The organism is Aliiglaciecola sp. M165 (assembly GCF_007197995.1).
Lineage (GTDB): Bacteria > Pseudomonadota > Gammaproteobacteria > Enterobacterales > Alteromonadaceae > Aliiglaciecola.
On sequence record NZ_VKKH01000001.1, the window covers coordinates 311205 to 327928 of the forward strand.

At 43.2% G+C, this 16724-nt stretch carries 16 protein-coding genes; 9 read left to right on the plus strand and 7 right to left on the minus strand.

Going from position 1 to position 16724, the window contains the following annotated elements:
• Positions 1-183: 183 nt before the first annotated feature.
• The 4 genes from FM019_RS01345 to ppa form a co-directional block, all read right to left on the minus strand.
• Positions 184-1803, minus strand: a complete 1620-nt coding sequence (locus FM019_RS01345; RefSeq protein WP_143834089.1) for a methyl-accepting chemotaxis protein — start codon at positions 1801-1803, stop codon at positions 184-186.
• A gap of 136 nt (positions 1804-1939) precedes the next feature.
• Positions 1940-2410, minus strand: a complete 471-nt coding sequence (locus tag FM019_RS01350; protein ID WP_409553238.1) for a DUF3299 domain-containing protein — start codon at positions 2408-2410, stop codon at positions 1940-1942.
• A gap of 15 nt (positions 2411-2425) precedes the next feature.
• A complete protein-coding gene (locus FM019_RS01355; protein ID WP_143834091.1) occupies positions 2426-3643 on the minus strand; it encodes an MFS transporter in 1218 nt (405 codons plus the stop codon).
• Between the two features lie 259 nt (positions 3644-3902).
• A complete protein-coding gene (gene ppa, locus FM019_RS01360) occupies positions 3903-4451 on the minus strand; it encodes an inorganic diphosphatase (protein WP_143834092.1) in 549 nt (182 codons plus the stop codon).
• Positions 4452-4789: 338 nt separating this feature from the next.
• On the opposite strand from ppa, the gene FM019_RS01365 reads away from it, so the two are divergent.
• Together FM019_RS01365 and FM019_RS01370 are read left to right on the plus strand one after the other, a co-directional pair.
• Positions 4790-6787, plus strand: a complete 1998-nt coding sequence (locus FM019_RS01365) for a sodium-translocating pyrophosphatase (RefSeq protein ID WP_143834093.1) — start codon at positions 4790-4792, stop codon at positions 6785-6787.
• Positions 6788-6967: 180 nt separating this feature from the next.
• Positions 6968-7633 (plus strand): hypothetical protein, encoded by a 666-nt coding sequence (locus tag FM019_RS01370; protein WP_143834094.1) that lies wholly within the window; start codon positions 6968-6970, stop codon positions 7631-7633.
• Positions 7634-7688: 55 nt separating this feature from the next.
• Here FM019_RS01370 and FM019_RS01375 read toward each other — a convergent pair whose 3' ends face one another.
• Positions 7689-8660 carry a class 1 fructose-bisphosphatase gene (locus tag FM019_RS01375; protein WP_143834095.1) on the minus strand — a complete coding sequence of 324 codons (972 nt, stop codon included), beginning with the start codon at positions 8658-8660 and terminating at the stop codon, positions 7689-7691.
• A gap of 199 nt (positions 8661-8859) precedes the next feature.
• On the opposite strand from FM019_RS01375, the gene mpl reads away from it, so the two are divergent.
• From mpl to FM019_RS01390, 3 genes are read left to right on the plus strand one after another with little or no spacing between them, the layout of a single operon-like run.
• Positions 8860-10215 carry a UDP-N-acetylmuramate:L-alanyl-gamma-D-glutamyl-meso-diaminopimelate ligase gene (gene mpl / locus FM019_RS01380; protein WP_143834096.1) on the plus strand — a complete coding sequence of 452 codons (1356 nt, stop codon included), beginning with the start codon at positions 8860-8862 and terminating at the stop codon, positions 10213-10215.
• Entirely contained in the window at positions 10205-10819 is a 615-nt protein-coding gene (locus tag FM019_RS01385) for a flavin prenyltransferase UbiX (RefSeq protein ID WP_143834097.1), read from the plus strand. Before mpl ends, FM019_RS01385 begins: the two co-directional genes overlap by 11 nt.
• A gap of 33 nt (positions 10820-10852) precedes the next feature.
• Positions 10853-11650 (plus strand): S1/P1 nuclease, encoded by a 798-nt coding sequence (locus tag FM019_RS01390; RefSeq protein WP_143834098.1) that lies wholly within the window; start codon positions 10853-10855, stop codon positions 11648-11650.
• Between the two features lie 62 nt (positions 11651-11712).
• Here the strand turns inward: FM019_RS01390 and rraA are convergent, their stop codons facing one another.
• The gene (gene rraA / locus FM019_RS01395; protein ID WP_143834099.1) at positions 11713-12198 is read right to left on the minus strand and encodes a ribonuclease E activity regulator RraA; all 486 of its coding nucleotides are present in this window, start codon (positions 12196-12198) and stop codon (positions 11713-11715) included.
• 269 nt (positions 12199-12467) lie between these two features.
• Between rraA and FM019_RS01400 the strand changes: the two genes are divergently transcribed.
• Together FM019_RS01400 and FM019_RS01405 are read left to right on the plus strand one after the other, a co-directional pair.
• Positions 12468-12980, plus strand: a complete 513-nt coding sequence (locus FM019_RS01400; protein ID WP_143834261.1) for a phosphatase PAP2 family protein — start codon at positions 12468-12470, stop codon at positions 12978-12980.
• A gap of 9 nt (positions 12981-12989) precedes the next feature.
• Positions 12990-14063, plus strand: a complete 1074-nt coding sequence (locus FM019_RS01405; RefSeq protein WP_143834100.1) for an MJ1255/VC2487 family glycosyltransferase — start codon at positions 12990-12992, stop codon at positions 14061-14063.
• A 17-nt stretch (positions 14064-14080) separates the two neighbouring features.
• Here FM019_RS01405 and FM019_RS01410 read toward each other — a convergent pair whose 3' ends face one another.
• Positions 14081-15022: a hypothetical protein gene (locus FM019_RS01410; protein WP_185969143.1), complete on the minus strand. Its 942-nt coding sequence runs from the start codon at positions 15020-15022 to the stop codon at positions 14081-14083.
• Between the two features lie 203 nt (positions 15023-15225).
• Here FM019_RS01410 and FM019_RS21115 point away from each other — a divergent pair, with 203 nt between their 5' ends.
• Positions 15226-15456: a lipoprotein gene (locus FM019_RS21115; RefSeq protein ID WP_409553280.1), complete on the plus strand. Its 231-nt coding sequence runs from the start codon at positions 15226-15228 to the stop codon at positions 15454-15456.
• Positions 15457-16707 (plus strand): diaminopimelate decarboxylase, encoded by a 1251-nt coding sequence (gene lysA, locus FM019_RS01415; protein WP_143834102.1) that lies wholly within the window; start codon positions 15457-15459, stop codon positions 16705-16707.
• The last annotated feature ends 17 nt before the right edge of the window (positions 16708-16724 follow it).

Consider the following 16724-nt stretch of genomic DNA (forward strand, 5'->3'; position numbering starts at 1 on the left):
TAAACGAAACACGTCATTATCCCGGCGCAGGCTAGTTTCTTTTAACATGATATTCTGTTTAATAGATTCCCGCCTAAGAGCTTCGCGGGCATGACCGTTAGGTTAGCGCTTCGCGGGAACGACGGTTAGGTTAGCTCTTCGATAACAACATTCAAAGATGAGAATTTACAAACAGCGTAAATTCTACACTTTAAATTGTTTGGTTATCCCTTCTAAATGCTGAGCTAACTGTGCAAGTTCAGCACTGACTGACGCCAATTTGCGAGAGCTGGTTGAGGTCTCAGAAGTGCGATGGTGAATTTCATCAACATTAGATGAAATCATATCGGCCACTTTTTGTTGCTCACCTGTGGAAGACGCTATTTGATCATTCATCGCGGTGATTTTACTAATAGTTTCCGTTATAACGTCCAGGCTTGCACCGGCTTTGTTGGCAGTCTCTACACTTTCACCGGCCTGCTCAGTACCTTTGGCCATGACGCTTACAGCAGAGCGGGCTGCACCTTGCAGCTGTTCGATTGTCGATTGGATTTCTTCGGTAGATTGTTGGGTTCTTGACGCTAGGGTTCGCACTTCGTCAGCCACCACTGCAAACCCTCGCCCTTGCTCACCAGCACGAGCGGCTTCAATGGCTGCATTAAGCGCTAGTAAATTAGTTTGTTCGGCAATCCCCTTAATTACATCTAACACCACGCCCACTTGATTAGAGTCGGCTTCTAGCTTACGAATAACCTCGGCGGTTTCTTCAACATTTGCAGCGAGTTGTTGAATACTGTTAACCGTATGATTGACCACCATTTGACCGTCACCGGCTGCCCCTGACGCATCACCTGCGGCCTTTGCCGCTTCTGCGGCACTGGTTGCTACAGCTGTGACGCTGGTCGTCATATTGTCTACCGCTTCTTTGGCTTGAGTGGCAGCAGATTGCTGTACCTGAATTGTTTGATTGGTGTCATCAGTAAGCTGATTAAGATTCTGTGCTAGCTCGGATAAAGGCAGTGACGCATTAACAATGTCTTTGACAACACCTTGTAGTTTAGCCATAAACATATTGAACCAGTGCACCAAATCACCTACTTCATCTTCACAATGAGTGTCGATGCGCACCGTTAAATCGCCATCTTCCTGAGCAATATCTTTTAGCGATTGAACCACCTTCACAATACTATCTTTAATTCCTTTAACAATTGGAATAGCAGTGGCAAATAACAGAATAGTGGTGATCAAGCCCATAATGACACCGACCCAAATAACTCGACTTGCAGCTGCATTGGAATCAGCGATTGCCCCTTTAAATGCCTCTAACCGTGCATTTTCAAATGCTGTTAAGGTGTTTTTGGCGTTGTCGTAATTGTTGTTCATTTGCGTGGACAGTTGCCCAAGTTTTGAAAAATCTGCAGTATTGTTGATCATGGATTCAGACACTCCATAGGCCAACTCAAAATAGGCATCAAAATTCTTCAGAATGTTGTTGGCTTCGCCGCTCAGCGAAGGTTCAATGGACTTAATTTGGCTGAGCAGGTTGCGTGTCTCGTCGGCAAATTCTTTGGCAGCCTCTAATCCCTCCTCATCCCCAGTGGTAATTGCACTGCTCAGCGTATCTTTCACTTTCTCCATATTCACCAAGGCACTACTTGATGCCCGAAGCGCAGGAAATTGCACGTCACTGGCATCATCGAGCAAAGAAACGTTATTCAGAGCCACCGTTGTGGTAATAATGAGATACAGTGCAAAGCCAGCTGTTCCAATGATGGGAATAAGGAACAATTTTTTGGCTATCGCCATTTTCGACAAAAAGTTCATTTGATTACCTTGTCTCTTCGTTAAGTCAAAGTCCGTTGAATTTTATACAGTTTTAATCCTATCCGTAGGAGTATAGCTAAAATATTTTGATGTAAATGGGTTTCTGACAAATAGCTAAGTAGTTTTAATTAAACTGCTAACCGTCAAAAGGCAGGACTTCCAAGCCGTCCATGGAATAGCCAACGGTAGCAATTTCGCCCGACCAACCTTGTGTGGTCAGTACACCAATTACCCAAACAGCATCGCTAAGATTTATTATCGGCACACCTTCAGAAAACTTCACATAAACGATTTGATTTGGCGGGGGAGGCGGTACATGGATACAGGCGCCAAAAAAGGGGACGAGCAAAAACTCAGTTGTGGTTCTTCCGTCACCTTCCAATGGCACCACAAAACCAGGTATTTTCACTTTTTGATTATTAAACGTATCCACTAAAGGAGCGTCTAAACTTTGTTGTGCCATAGGGTTGGAATGATCAGGAATGTAGGTCGGCTCAATATATCCTTTAGGCATCAAATCTTCCCAAAAAACCTCTTTTGGATCAGCAGCAAAACTAAGTCCACTGAAGAATATTAGGCACGATAAGAATAACTTTGTGATTTTCAAAACAACCTCTTTATGTCAACGCGCAGACTTTAACACAGTTTTATCATTGGCCCATAGGAACGGATTTTTGCGTACTTCATTCCCCCAAGCTGGATTTTTTGGAATGTTTAAAGCGAGTAATAACGAACAAAACGCAAACCCCGCGCCGATAAAGAATACTAATTTGGGTGATGTCAGCCAAACAATACCAAGCAAAGCAGGAATAACCACGGCGGCAATATGATTGATAGTAAAACTTACCCCTGCAGTCGAAGCAATGTCTTTGTGATCGGCTATTTTTTGGAAATAGGTTTTCATTCCGATCGCCATGGCAAAAAACAGGTGGTCGATAACATACAAACATGCCGCGATGTAAGGATCACTTACAAATGCATAGCTGATAAATACGCCAATTAAACCAAGGTATTCAATGGTCAGTGCACGGCGCTCACCAACTTTTGCAATCCAGCTTCCTATCTTCGGTGCAAAAAGTAGGTTAAATACGTAGTTGATAATGAATAGCAAACTCACTTGACCAACGGTGTAGCCAAATTTTTCGACCATCATAAAAGCGGCAAACACCATGAATATTTGTCTTCGTGCACCACTAAAAAACGTCAACGCATAGTAAAGCCAATAGCGCTTTCTCATTAACATATGTTTATGCTGAGTTGAGTGTTGTGGAAACTGCGGAAATATTCGCCAAAGACCAATGACAATGATCAGTCCCGCGCCACCAGCTAGCATATACATCCATTGATAGCTGACCCCACCCCACTCCATTAAGATCCAGATTGACCCGTAGGCAAGAAGGGACGCAAAACTTTTTACCGCCAGTTGTTGCCCCATAAAGTGTGCAGCTTTGTCCTTAGACAACCATTGCAAAGTAAGGGATTGATTTACTGTCTCAAAATAATGAAAACCAATCGACATAATGACGGTTGTGCAATACAAACCGATCTCAAACGGGAACCACCCCGTCAAGGCCACACCTACACAGGTTAGCGCCAAGGCCAAGAGTGCAAAGGTTTGCTCTTTTAACACCAATAAAACGAATACGGCAGTAAATGCCAAAAAACCAGGGACTTCTCTAAAGCTCTGCAATAAGCCAATTTCCGCACCGGTAAATTGAGCCTTTTCCACCACAAAATTATTAAGCAGCGCGACCCAAACAGAAAAAACGACAGGCATAACAAAAGCCATCGCCAACAATAAAAATTGTGGCTGTTGACGCAAAGCATTAAATTTATGCATGCCTATTCCCCACTTATCTTGCCAGGGAAAAACCCTTCAAAAAGACATAATAACAAGGCGCGACAGAAAATCGTGAACTTCATTGGATATTTTTGTGACATTACTTCGCTAAGCTCGTTAATGTTGCTTCTCGGCAGTCAAGTAGAATATTTGGAGAAGCAATCTTGGTTTGCGTTGGTACAGTGCAAATCATGCCAATGCAAAAGGGGCTAACACAGTTAGCCCCTTTTTTTGCGTCTTTATGATTAATGTAACGCTTTTAAAATGCTGGTTTTTCGTCTGCTTCTTCGTAGCGTTTAACACTATCAACGATTTCGGCTCTAGCATCTTCGCTGCCGCTCCAGCCTTCAATTTTGACCCACTTGTTCGGTTCTAAATCTTTATAGTGGGCGAAGAAGTGCTCAATTTGCTTTTTAGTCAGCTCATCAATGTGATCGATTTCAGTTATGCCACGATAAATAGTCGACAATTTGTCTGCTGGCACCGCAAGAACTTTTGCATCTTCACCTGATTCGTCAGTCATTTTCAACACGCCTACAGGACGGCAGCGAATCACTGAACCAGCCATCAATGGAAAAGGCGTTAGAACAAGTACGTCAACTGGGTCACCATCTAAAGATAGTGTGTGGGGAACATAACCATAATTGGTTGGGTAATGCATGCAAGTTGCCATGAAACGGTCTACAAAAATCGCACCGGATTCTTTGTCTACTTCGTACTTAACTGGATCCGCATGGGCGGGTATTTCGATGATGACGTTTACTTCATCTGGCAGATTTTTTCCTGCTGGAACTGCATTTAAGCTCATAGTGATACCTATAAAATATTTAATTAACGGGAATGAGCGAATTATAGAGTCTTAGTGGCTAATATGAAATCGATACCTGGCAGATATTGGGCAGTTTTTGGCGATAACTGATTATTTAATCATCAAAAGCTTGAATTCCTCTATGGAAGCTCGCTATAGTGGCTTGCAGATGTAAAAAATATGTTAATAAAACAAAGGGGTACCGCTATTTCGCGAAGTTCTAGAGCGATAAAGCAGTACTCAATAAAAACATCGCAAAGCGTGTCTTGGGTTGTTGTTAGCTAAAGCTACCTGAGAGTTGTCGCTCTTTGTGTCATAGCAACTCTTTTGGGAAAATTATGACCGAACTATTCTATATACCACCTTTGCTTGGCGTTCTTGGCCTTGTCTTTGCGCTGATTATCTACGTTATTATTAAAAAATATCCCGTTTCCAATCCGAAAATTGCCAAAATTGCCGACATGATCCATTTGGGCGCCATGGTCTTTATGCACCGTGAGTACAAAATGCTAATTATGTTTGCATTGGTTGTTGGCGTTGCTTTGTATTTCTCATTGGGATTTGACACGACACTTGCTTTTGCCGCCGGTGCAATATGTTCTGCTTTAGCTGGTTACATCGGCATGTTCACCGCAACAAAAGCGAATGTGCGCACCACTCAAGCAGCACATGATCAAGGTGCACCACAAGCGCTTTCTGTAGCATTTTTGGGCGGCTCAATTATGGGGTTATGTGTCGCGTCTATGGGTTTACTGGGATTAGGTAGCTTGTATTGGTTCTTCGGTGGAGACCCAGAAACCGCCCACGCTATACATGGTTTTGGGATGGGCGCATCAATTGTCGCACTGTTTTCTCGTGTTGGTGGTGGCATCTTTACCAAATCTGCGGATGTAGGTGCCGACCTGGTTGGTAAGATAGAAGCGGGTATCCCAGAAGACGACCCTAGAAACCCAGGCGTAATTGCCGATAATGTGGGTGACAATGTTGGTGATGTGGCCGGAATGGGGTCAGACATATTTGAATCCTACTGTGGTTCTATGATTGCCACCATCGCCATCGCATCGACTATGGCTGTCAGTGTATTAGGCAGCAAAGAAGCCTTAATGTTCTTACCGCTGGCTTTAGCATCTACCGGACTGCTTTGTTCAGTGGCAGGCATACTGCTGGTCAGAATGATGTCTGCTTCTAAGCCCGAAGTGGCACTGCGAGCCGGAACCATGGGTGCCGCAGTTATTTTCATTGCCGCCGCATATTTTGTGATAGGTCAGCTCGGTGTAGACAACCACGTATGGTGGTCGGTCATTTCTGGTGCCGTTGGCGGTATTATTATTGGCTTAGTCACCGAATACTACACAGCTGCCGCGCCCATTAGAAAAATCGCCAAGTCAGGCGAAACCGGCCCAGCAACAGTTATGATCACAGGCCTTTCTGTGGGAATGCAGTCTGTGGTCATTCCTGTACTCACCATCTGCGCCATTATTTATGTATCAACCACACTTTCTGGCTTGTACGGCGTCGGTATTGCCGCAGTGGGTATGTTGGCAACGGTTGGTATCACTATGGCCATTGATGCTTATGGTCCGGTAGCCGACAATGCTGGCGGAATTGCAGAAATGGGTGGTTTGGGTGCAGAAACTCGTGAAATCACCGACTCTCTTGATGAGTTAGGCAACACCACTGCTGCTATCGGTAAAGGCTTTGCAATTGGCGCTGCAGCCCTTGCCGCCTTAGCAATTATAGCGGCGTTTGTTGAAACCTTAACGCTGAAATTAGGCACATTTACATTGCACCTTGGCGACCCTATGGTCCTGATTGGATTATTCATTGGCGGTATTCTGCCGTTTTTAATTGCATCGATCACCATGACCGCGGTGGGTGACGCCGCATTTGAAATGATCAAAGAAATTCGTCGGCAATTTAAGGAAATTAAGGGGTTGATGGAAGGTGAAGCCGACCCAGATACTGGGCGCTGTGTTGATATTGCCACAACAGCCGCGTTGAAAAAGATGATCTTACCTGGTGCTATCGCTGTTGCCGTGCCGCCCATTGTTGGATTTGGTTTAGGTGCACACGCTTTGGGTGGAATGTTAGGCGGTGCATTGCTTGGTTGTGTATTGTTGGCCTTGATGATGGCAAACTCAGGCGGCGCCTGGGATAACGCTAAGAAGTATGTTGAGAAAGGCAATTTGGGTGGCAAAGGGTCAGATACCCACGCCGCAGTCGTTGTTGGCGATACAGTTGGTGACCCCTTTAAAGATACCTCGGGCCCATCCATGAATATTCTTATCAATGTCATGGCTATTGTTAGCTTAGTAATCGCACCACTTCTGAGTTAAAAAGATGAAATGAAAGTGAATAAGTAAGTATTCACTTTCACTCTTTAATCCAAAGCCAGAGTAAGATTTGGGATCTTGCTCTGGCTTTTTTTGTTGTGCTACAAAATTGAACATTTTTTAACAGGTTTTCAATCAACATTTTCCTATACTGTTAAAATGTATCTCTCTTTTGGAAAATCCGTGCCCGGCAAGTCGTATATGCTCAAAAATCTGCTAACACTAGTGATATGTTGCAGCCTGCTTGGGTGCAGAATCGAAGTGAATGTGGGTCTTGGCGTATATGATGACGGCGACTTCCGGTTCATCAATAATACAGATCTTACGATGACATTTTTTATCAAAAACACACTGCAAAGTGGCAATGTATTTGATAGTGACTATGAAATTGTAACGGTAAACCCACAACGCCTTAGTAACGATGTGCGCTATCGCTGGTTAAAAGAAAACGCCGTCAATCAAATTGCCAGTCAAGACACTAACTCCCGCATGATTGGGCAATCTCTCACCGCCAGCTTACGAGACAAAGAAGACTATTGGGTGGTCAGTTGGCTGCTCAATCAAAGCAACTACCGATTAAGCTTATTTTCTCGACGACAAAACGACACTGCGGGAGAGTTTCAAGTCAGAATATTTGCCAATCAAACACTACAAATTGATTTGAATGATCCCTCGACGGCATCTCTTGTTGCTGAAGCAGGGCTTGTCACACCATTTTATTCAATTGCACAGTGCGACGATTTGACCGTAGGTGACATAGCTGTCGATCTTTGCCAAGCTGGAGAAATTGGACGTTCTTATTTAGTAATCGTTGATGCCAATGGCCAAGTTGTCATTGCTAGAGAATAATTCAAGTTGGAGTATAAAAGCAGAGCCATGTGATTGACATGACTCTGCCTTCTTACTATTTCTCGTAGTAGGTAATACAGGTTTCAACTTCTTCTTTAGAACCCATTATAACGGGGATGCGCTGATGAATTTCTCGAGGCATAACTTCCAAAATGCGACCTTCACCTGTGCTCGCCGCGCCACCAGCTTGCTCAATCAAAAACGACATCGGGTTTGCTTCGTACAATAAACGAAGTTTGCCAGGGATCTTCGGGTTACGCTTGTCAAAAGGATATGCAAATAAACCACCACGTGACAAAACACGATGAATGTCACCCACCATGGCGCCAACCCATCGCATATTAAAATTCTTTCCTCGTGGACCTTCATCACCAAGCAGTAAGTCAGAAACGTATTTCTGCATGGGTTCTTCCCAGTGACGCTGATTCGAAGAATTAATCGCAAACTCTTTTGTTTGTTCTGGTACCTGGATGTTTGATTTGGTTAACAGGAAGCCGCCATGTGTTTTATCCAGCGTGTACAGATGAGTGCCTCTGCCGGTGCTCATGGCCAACATGGTTGACGGGCCATAAAGCACGTAACCAGCAGCGACAATTTGCGTTCCAGGTTGCAAAAATGCAGACGGGTCGTCAGCTTGCATCCATTGTGGTGCATGGGTAATAGAGAATATTGTACCGATTAAACTATTGATGTCAGTGTTGGACGAACCATCAAGTGGATCAAAGCTAACTAAATACTTACCATCCGGATGACAAGCAACAACATCATCTTCCTCTTCAGAAGAAATGGCCTTAACATAGCCAGATTCCTTAAGAATATCTTTGAGAATTTGGTTTGATATGACGTCTAGTTTTTTTTGCGTTTCACCTTGAACGTTTTCACTCAATAATGAACCTAACACGCCCGCCAGGGCTCCTTGGCTAACACGGAAAGATATTTCCTTGCAACCCGCCAATAGTGTGCGGATTAACAATATAAGCTCCATCGGAGCGCCGTCTTCTTGCAACTGTGAATTGAGTCGTTTCATTCTAAAAAGAACCTATTTTTTATCGTGTGAGGGTAGCGTTATTCGCAGCGGTTTTTATTATCATTATGTCCGCAGCTTGGAATTGTACCTTTGTTGAACAAAAAACTCAGCTAAAACAAGCTTATGAATTCACAGACGGGTTTTGTTGCGCGTAAATTGTCTGATACTCTTGGTTAAGTTTTATCTACATACATTGACTATGCACATTCATATTCTTGGGATTTGCGGCACTTTCATGGGTGGTATTGCCGCAATCGCCAAATCCATGGGCCATAAAGTGACCGGCTCAGATGCTAATGTTTACCCACCGATGAGCACTCAACTTGAATCCTTGGGGATTGCGCTAACCCAAGGGTTTGATCCCAGCCAACTTGCGCCCGAGCCGGATGTGGTGGTAATTGGCAATGCCATGTCGAGAGGCAACCCGTGCGTTGAATATATTCTGTCTCGGAATTTAAATTACACTAGTGGTCCACAATGGCTTTCTGAAAACGTACTCAAGCAAAGGTGGGTATTGGCTGCGTCGGGCACACACGGGAAGACCTCAACATCCAGCATGATTGCGTGGATTTTGGAGTCAGCTGGGCTTCAGCCAGGTTTTTTAATTGGCGGCATCCCTGAGAACTTTGGTGTTTCAGCAAGACTCGGTGAATCACCGTTCTTTGTCATTGAAGCAGACGAATATGACAGTGCGTTTTTTGATAAACGCTCTAAATTTGTCCATTACCATCCTCGAACCCTGGTTATCAACAATCTGGAATTTGATCATGCCGATATATTCGAAAACTTGGCAGCGATTCAAAAGCAATTCCACCATTTAATGCGCATCCTTCCACAAAATGGCCTAGCGTTAGTACCCTCTCAAGATCAAAATGTCGCTCAGGTCATCGAACAAGGCTGTTGGAGTGAATTGCAGTCATTGGGAAACCAATGGCAAGCGAATATCAACCAAGCCGATGGCAGTGAGTTTGATGTGCTGTTTGAAAAACAGATTTTAGGCACTGTGAAGTGGAATTTAATTGGTTTGCATAATGTGCATAATGCAATGATGGCCATCGCTGCTTGCCGTCATGCTGGCGTGCAACCTGCGCTTGCTATCGAAGCCCTTGAAAGCTTTGTTAATGCTAAACGTCGCATGGAAACCCGTGGAGTGATCCACGGTGTAACGGTTTATGATGACTTTGCTCATCATCCTACGGCGATAAAAACTACCCTTAGTGGTTTACGAGCTAAAGTTGGTAAGCAAAGAATACTCGCTGTATTAGAGCCGCGCTCTGCTACTATGAAGATGGGAGTGCATCAAAATACATTGGCGAACTCTTGGTCTGATGCGGATCAAGTGCTGCTTTTCCAACCGCAAAATATTCGTTGGTCTTTGGATGAACTGATTGAGCATTCGCACGTACCAACCTCAGTGCATAGTGATGTGCAAGCTATCATCGCGGAATTGCTGCAGCAAGTTCAGCCCGGCGATCACATCCTGATAATGAGCAATGGCGGCTTTGGTGGCATTCATTCTCTACTACTGGAGCAACTTAAACACCATGAGTTTTGACAAAAAAATCACCTTAGCGTTTACCGGTGCATCCGGGGCACCTTATGGGTTAAGGCTGCTTGAAACACTTGTAGCCGCGAATTATCAGGTTTACCTACTTATTTCATCCGCTGCTAAAGTCGTGCTGGCAACTGAAGAAGATTTAAAAGTCCCCTCCAATCCAGCGGTTTGCGCTGATTTTTTTATTGAAAAATATCAGGCCAAAGCTGAGCAAATTAAGGTGTTCGGGAAAGATGAATGGTTTTCACCCGTTGCTTCAGGTTCAGCGGCGCCAAAAACAATGGTGGTTTGCCCCTGCTCTACTGGCACCTTATCGGCCATTGCAACCGGCAAGAGTGATAACCTGATCGAACGTGGTGCCGATGTTGTGATTAAAGAGCGTGGGCAGCTCATCGTGGTACCAAGAGAAATGCCACTATCGACGATTCATTTGGAAAATATGCTCAAATTGTCTCAGTTAGGCGTTACCATCATGCCCGCAGCCCCTGGTTTTTATCACCAGCCCAAGCGTATTGAAGATCTGGTTGACTTTGTAGTGGCTAGAATTTTGGATCACTTGCAGATAGACCAAACTCTGATGCCTCGTTGGGGTTATCAGAAGTAATTGAATTATTCTAAATTTACAGAGAAGACAGTCATGGATCACAAAAAACGTTTTTCCGCTTTCGTAAAACTATCAGCCGCGACCCTGTTGTTGGTAATTACCACCGACGTACTGGCTTGGGGACAAATCGGCCATCGGGTAACAGGGGAGCTAGCAGAGCAATATTTAACGACTGAGGCAAAAACTAAGATTGCACAATTGTACCCTGACATGTCACTGGCTGAGATCTCTACTCACGCCGATGAAATGCGCTCCAACCCTTCGGAGTTTTGGCAAAAAACCGCAAACCCTTGGCATTATGTGACGGTGCCAGAAGGCAATCTTTATGACGTAGAGCAACACGCGCCTGAGGTCGGCGATGCTTACACAGCGCTGACATCATTCACTGCGACATTAAAAAGTGATACTTCAAGCGATGCAGACAAACGATTAGCTTTGCATTTTATTGTGCATATTATTGGTGACCTGCACCAACCCTTTCACGCTGGAGACGGCACCGATAGGGGCGGCAACGACGTAAAACTCGAATTCTTTTGGGAGGATTCAAATTTACATCGCGTTTGGGACAGTGGCCTGATTGACCGACAAAAGTTGTCTTATACCGAATGGACTAAATGGCTAGGACGCAAAATCACACCTGAAATGGCAGCCAAATGGCGCACCACAGACCCTAAAATATGGATCAAAGAAAGTATCGATTTTAGAACGGGTTTATACCCAGAAGGCGACAGAATTTCTTGGTCTTACCAATACGAAAGTCTACCTATTGTGAAAGCCCGGCTTCAAATGGCTGGTATTCGAATTGCTGCCTATCTTAACGAGCACTTATAGTGACACTGGAACGAATTATAAGGCCGTTCTTACGGCCTTTTTCAATTAAATTGGAAGTAACCTTATTCGATATCCAGGGGTTCAGGTGAAAGGATTACGCCAGTACTGTCTGCATAGATATGATCTTCGGGTAAAAACGTTACGCCGCCAAAATTTACCGCCACATCAATCTCTCCTACTTGCTCAAACCCTGCATTAACAGGGATAGACGCGACGGCGTGAATACCAATATCTAATTCTTCAAGTTGATCGATTTCACGAACACTGCCAAAACACACAATACCTTCCCAGTCGTTTTCTATGGCGATTTGCGCAGAGTTGACGTCAATCAGTGCACGGCGCGTAGAACCACCGCCGTCGATTAACAACACCTTACCTTTACCTGGCTGAGATAGCACTTTGTCGATTAAGCCTTTGTCTTCGTGACACTTAACCGTCGAAATTTCGCCGCCGTAAGACAAGCGACCACCATAATTCACAAAAATTGGGTCTACGACATCAACGCTGTCGGCAAATAAGTCGCACAGTTCAGAAGTGTTGTATTCCATTAGTCGATCCGCACCATCAGTGTTTGTGTTAATGGTAGTGCTATGTATTGGCTTTGTAAAACGGCTAAGACAAAAGGATACAAAAACTAAGCAATTCCGATATTTCTTATCCAGAAATGGGGTTAATTTAAAAAAGCCAAGTGTTTGCAGCGCTCGACTGTCACAAATCTGCAATATTAATGTCATAAAGAGTTCAATAATTCGTCAAACTGCTTTCATATTTCGGCTCTATTCTGCGCCCACGTGGTCAATAAGTAGGGAAAGTGATGATGAACGCATTTGACCGAGCAGATAGCAAACTGTTCTACACCTTATTTAATGCGACACAGAAAAGTGATTGCCGAATTATAAAGGTCATTTCTAAAAGTGGAGACGGATATCTATATCTTCTGCTTGGCTCACTGCTATGGGCATTTGAACCCAAATACGGGAAGGTATTTTTGTATACATCAATACTTGCATATGCATTGGAGCTGCCCGTTTACATTATCTTGAAAAAACTGTTCAAGCGTCAAAGGCCTTGTGATTTCTTTTACAATTTTCAGTCTCATATTACTCCTGCTGACAAATTTAGCCTTCCTTCAGGACACACGGCAGCAGCATTTCTCATGGCCTCTCTGCTAACCCATTTTTATCCATCTGCTGCGATTATCGTTTATCCATGGGCGTGTTTGATCGGGCTTTCAAGGGTCATGCTCGGTGTGCATTACCCCAGCGACATCGCCGCAGGTGCCGCTTTGGGGTTATTCATCTCAGCGATCAGCCTTTCAATACTAACTTAAGTGGCCATTATGAAAATACTTTACGGTGTGCAAGGTACAGGAAATGGCCATATAGCCAGAGCTCGTGTGATGGCTAAAGCATTATCTAAACGAAATGATATCGAGGTGGATTATGTATTTAGCGGACGCGATCCTGGGGGCTATTTCGACATGGAAGTGTTCGGAAACTATCGTACATATCAAGGGTTAACCTTTATCACTCAAAACGGGGCAATTAATCGCTGGAAGACGCTTAGGCAGGCAAACATTAAACAACTCATCAAAGATATAATGGATCTTGACGTTGCGAAGTACGATGTATTGCTGAATGACTTTGAACCCATTACTGCTTGGGCTGCAAAGTTTAAGTTTCTGGCTTCTATATCAATAAGTCATCAAGCTGCATTTAAACACAATGTGCCCAAAAGCGGTGAGTCACTATCAGACAAATTGCTTATGCGAACCTTCGCCCCATGTGAGATAAATCTGGGTGTGCACTGGTACCATTTTGGCTTTCCAATCATGCCACCATTTATAGTGGAATCTCTCAACGATGCAAAAATGGGCAGTAAAATCCTAGTTTACTTGCCGTTCGAAGATCTGAATGAAATAAAAGATATGCTCGATCAATTCGAGCACACTCAATTTGAATGTTACCACCCAGACATTGATCAAGAACGCTTCACAAAAAATACGCACTGGCGAAAGCTCTCTAAAGCGAATTTTCGAAAATCCTTATTCAATTGTGCTGGTGTGATTGCCAATGGTGGTTTTGAATTGTCGAGTGAGTGTCTTCAATTAGGCAAAAAAATATTGATCAAACCTTTAAAAAAGCAATACGAACAGTCATCAAATTGCGTAACTCTTACTCGTATGGGCAGAGGAAGTTGCATGAATGAACTGGACGTGAATGTAGTACAACAGTGGTTGCCAAAGGAACCCCCTGAACCAATCCAATATCCAGACAACCCAGATGTCTTTATCGATTGGCTAATGAAAGAGGATTGGTTAGATACACAACCACTTTGCGACGAGTTATGGCGAAAAACTAAATTTCCAACATCGGTACTGACATCATTGAACACCCATATTAGATCTGAATAAGTATTATTTATTGTTGATTAGTGTAGCGTGCTTTTGTCATCTTCAAACAATAGTTGGCTGATTCTTTCCAAACTTACTGACGGCGCGTATAACGGGTCTAACAATTCTGAATTTTCTAAATCAAGAATGGTTAAATCTTTAGAAAAAGCAATACTAAAGGCGTTTTTCGTTACTTTGTGAGTTTTTACAAAAGCATAGAAACTTCCATCTTGAACAGTTTTAGTGAAGGTCTCTGACAGTCTTTTTGAGAGTTTAGCGTCACCTTTGCGGACATAAAAATATGTTGGTAAATCGTATCTGAGCACCAGATGTTTGACGATTTCAAGCTCACCTGCACTGTAATGAGCCAGTTCGCTTTTCACTTCATGAATTGCAGTGGGTAAATAGTCGCATCGACCACGTTTTAACATTGCGTACATCGAATCTAAGGTAACGGTTCCCAATACTTGCAAACCAGATGACTTTAAAATACGAGTATCCGGCCAATGAGAACCTTGGCAAGCTATCATATTCGATAATGTATGTTGGTCATTGATTCTCTCAAACTTAGACAAAGAGTCATTTAGAACGACTAGTGTACGTATGCCATTCAAACCTAAATCGACAGGTATATTTAGCGCATGAACTCCTTCATTTCTGCCTTTTGCTGGCGAAGACCACAAAAGGTCAATTTTACATTCTGCAGATTGAAAATTGCCAGGCGTCCTCAAATACATGAACTGCCTTTCTTGAGTCAGGTAATTACGACAAACGTTAATTTCATAGTCACCAAATTCTTGTTTGGATTTGTGCAACAAAAAATTCAACACGCTCAGATAATAATTGTCTTCATTTTTTATTTGCGCTTCGGACTCCTCGATAACGACATGAATTTGGTGCACTTTGTCTTGAGCCCACGAAGTAGATAAAGTTGCGAGGGTAATTAAGAGGATATAAATGGAATTCAGTTTTGATATCAAATACCTATCTCCTATTGTTGGCAACTTAAGGCTGAGTATAGTGTTAATGTTTACTATTTACGAACAAGCTTGCATATAAAGACTTTATTGCCAACCAAACAGTGATTGCCCCATATAGTTAAAAGGGTTATTCCCTTAAAGCCTTGGTTAGGTCGTTTTCCCCTAAAGAAGTTACACAAATGAGGTTGTTTTTTCCGCCGTTGATGCGAAGATACAAGCAACTTCATTTTTGCGGTGCGTTTACTTTGAAAAACGTCAAATTCTTAATTCTAATCAGTATGTTGGGCTCAATCGTAGCGCTTTGTGGGTGCGGAGTGAAAGGTGACCTGATTCATCCTAGTGAACAAAATCGATCCGAGCAACAAGATATACAAAACTCCAATTTGGATGAATCGAAAACCACAGAATCAAACTCAACACAGGAGACTCTGTAATTGGACTTTTTTCAATACAAAGACACTACACTTTACGCCGAAGATGTTCCTGTCGCCGAGATAGCCGCACAATTTGAAACCCCCTGCTATGTCTATTCCCGAGCGACTATCGAGCGCCATTGGCATGCTTTTAATAAAGCGGCCAAAGATCATCAACACTTGATATGTTATGCCGTGAAAGCAAACTCTAATCTTGGCGTCCTTTCCGTTATGGCAAAGTTAGGCTCTGGATTCGACATAGTTTCTGGTGGCGAATTGTCTCGTGTAATTGAAGCGGGTGGTGATACAAAAAAAGTGGTTTTCTCCGGGGTAGGCAAAACTGAAAAAGAAATCGAATTAGCCCTTAATCACGATATTTTATGCTTCAATGTCGAATCCGCCCCTGAGCTTGAACGCATAAACCGTGTTGCAAAGAGGCTGAATAAAAAAGCGCCCATTTCTATTCGTGTAAATCCTGACGTGGATGCCAAAACTCATCCTTATATTTCTACCGGCCTAAAAGCCAATAAATTCGGAATTCCGCGCGAAAATGCCATTGAGATATATCAAATGGCTGCCAAACTTTCACATTTAGACATCAAAGGTATGGATTGCCATATAGGCTCTCAGCTTACCAATATTGAACCTTTTGTTGATGCGTTAGATCGACTGCTAATATTAATCGATGAATTAGCAGAAAAAGGCATTCAAATCTCTCATTTAGATGTAGGTGGAGGTTTAGGTGTTTCTTATAACGATGAGTCTCCCCCTCATCCAGACAAATATGTCGAAGCGCTGATGACCAGAATGGAAAGTCGCCCAGAATTGATGTTAATTTTCGAACCCGGTCGCGCAATTATGGCCAATGCTGGGATTTTGCTGACAAAAGTTGAAATTATCAAACAAGGTGAAGAAAAAAACTTCGCCATTGTTGATGCAGCTATGAATGACTTAATCCGTCCAGCATTATATTCGGCTTGGCAAAATATCATCCCAGCTGAAATATCAAATACTAAACCAACACAAGTTTATGACGTCGTTGGACCGATTTGCGAAACCGGAGACTTTTTAGGTAAAGATCGAGAATTGGCAATAGCTCCTGACGACCTGTTAGCAGTGAGAAGTGCCGGTGCGTATGCTTTTGTGATGTCTTCTAACTACAACAGTCGCTGTCGACCTGCTGAAATTATTGTTGATAAATCTCAATGCATTTTAGTCCGTGAACGAGAAAAATTAAAAGACCTCTGGAAAGGTGAGCATAAAGTTACGTAATATAGCAGTAACAAAAC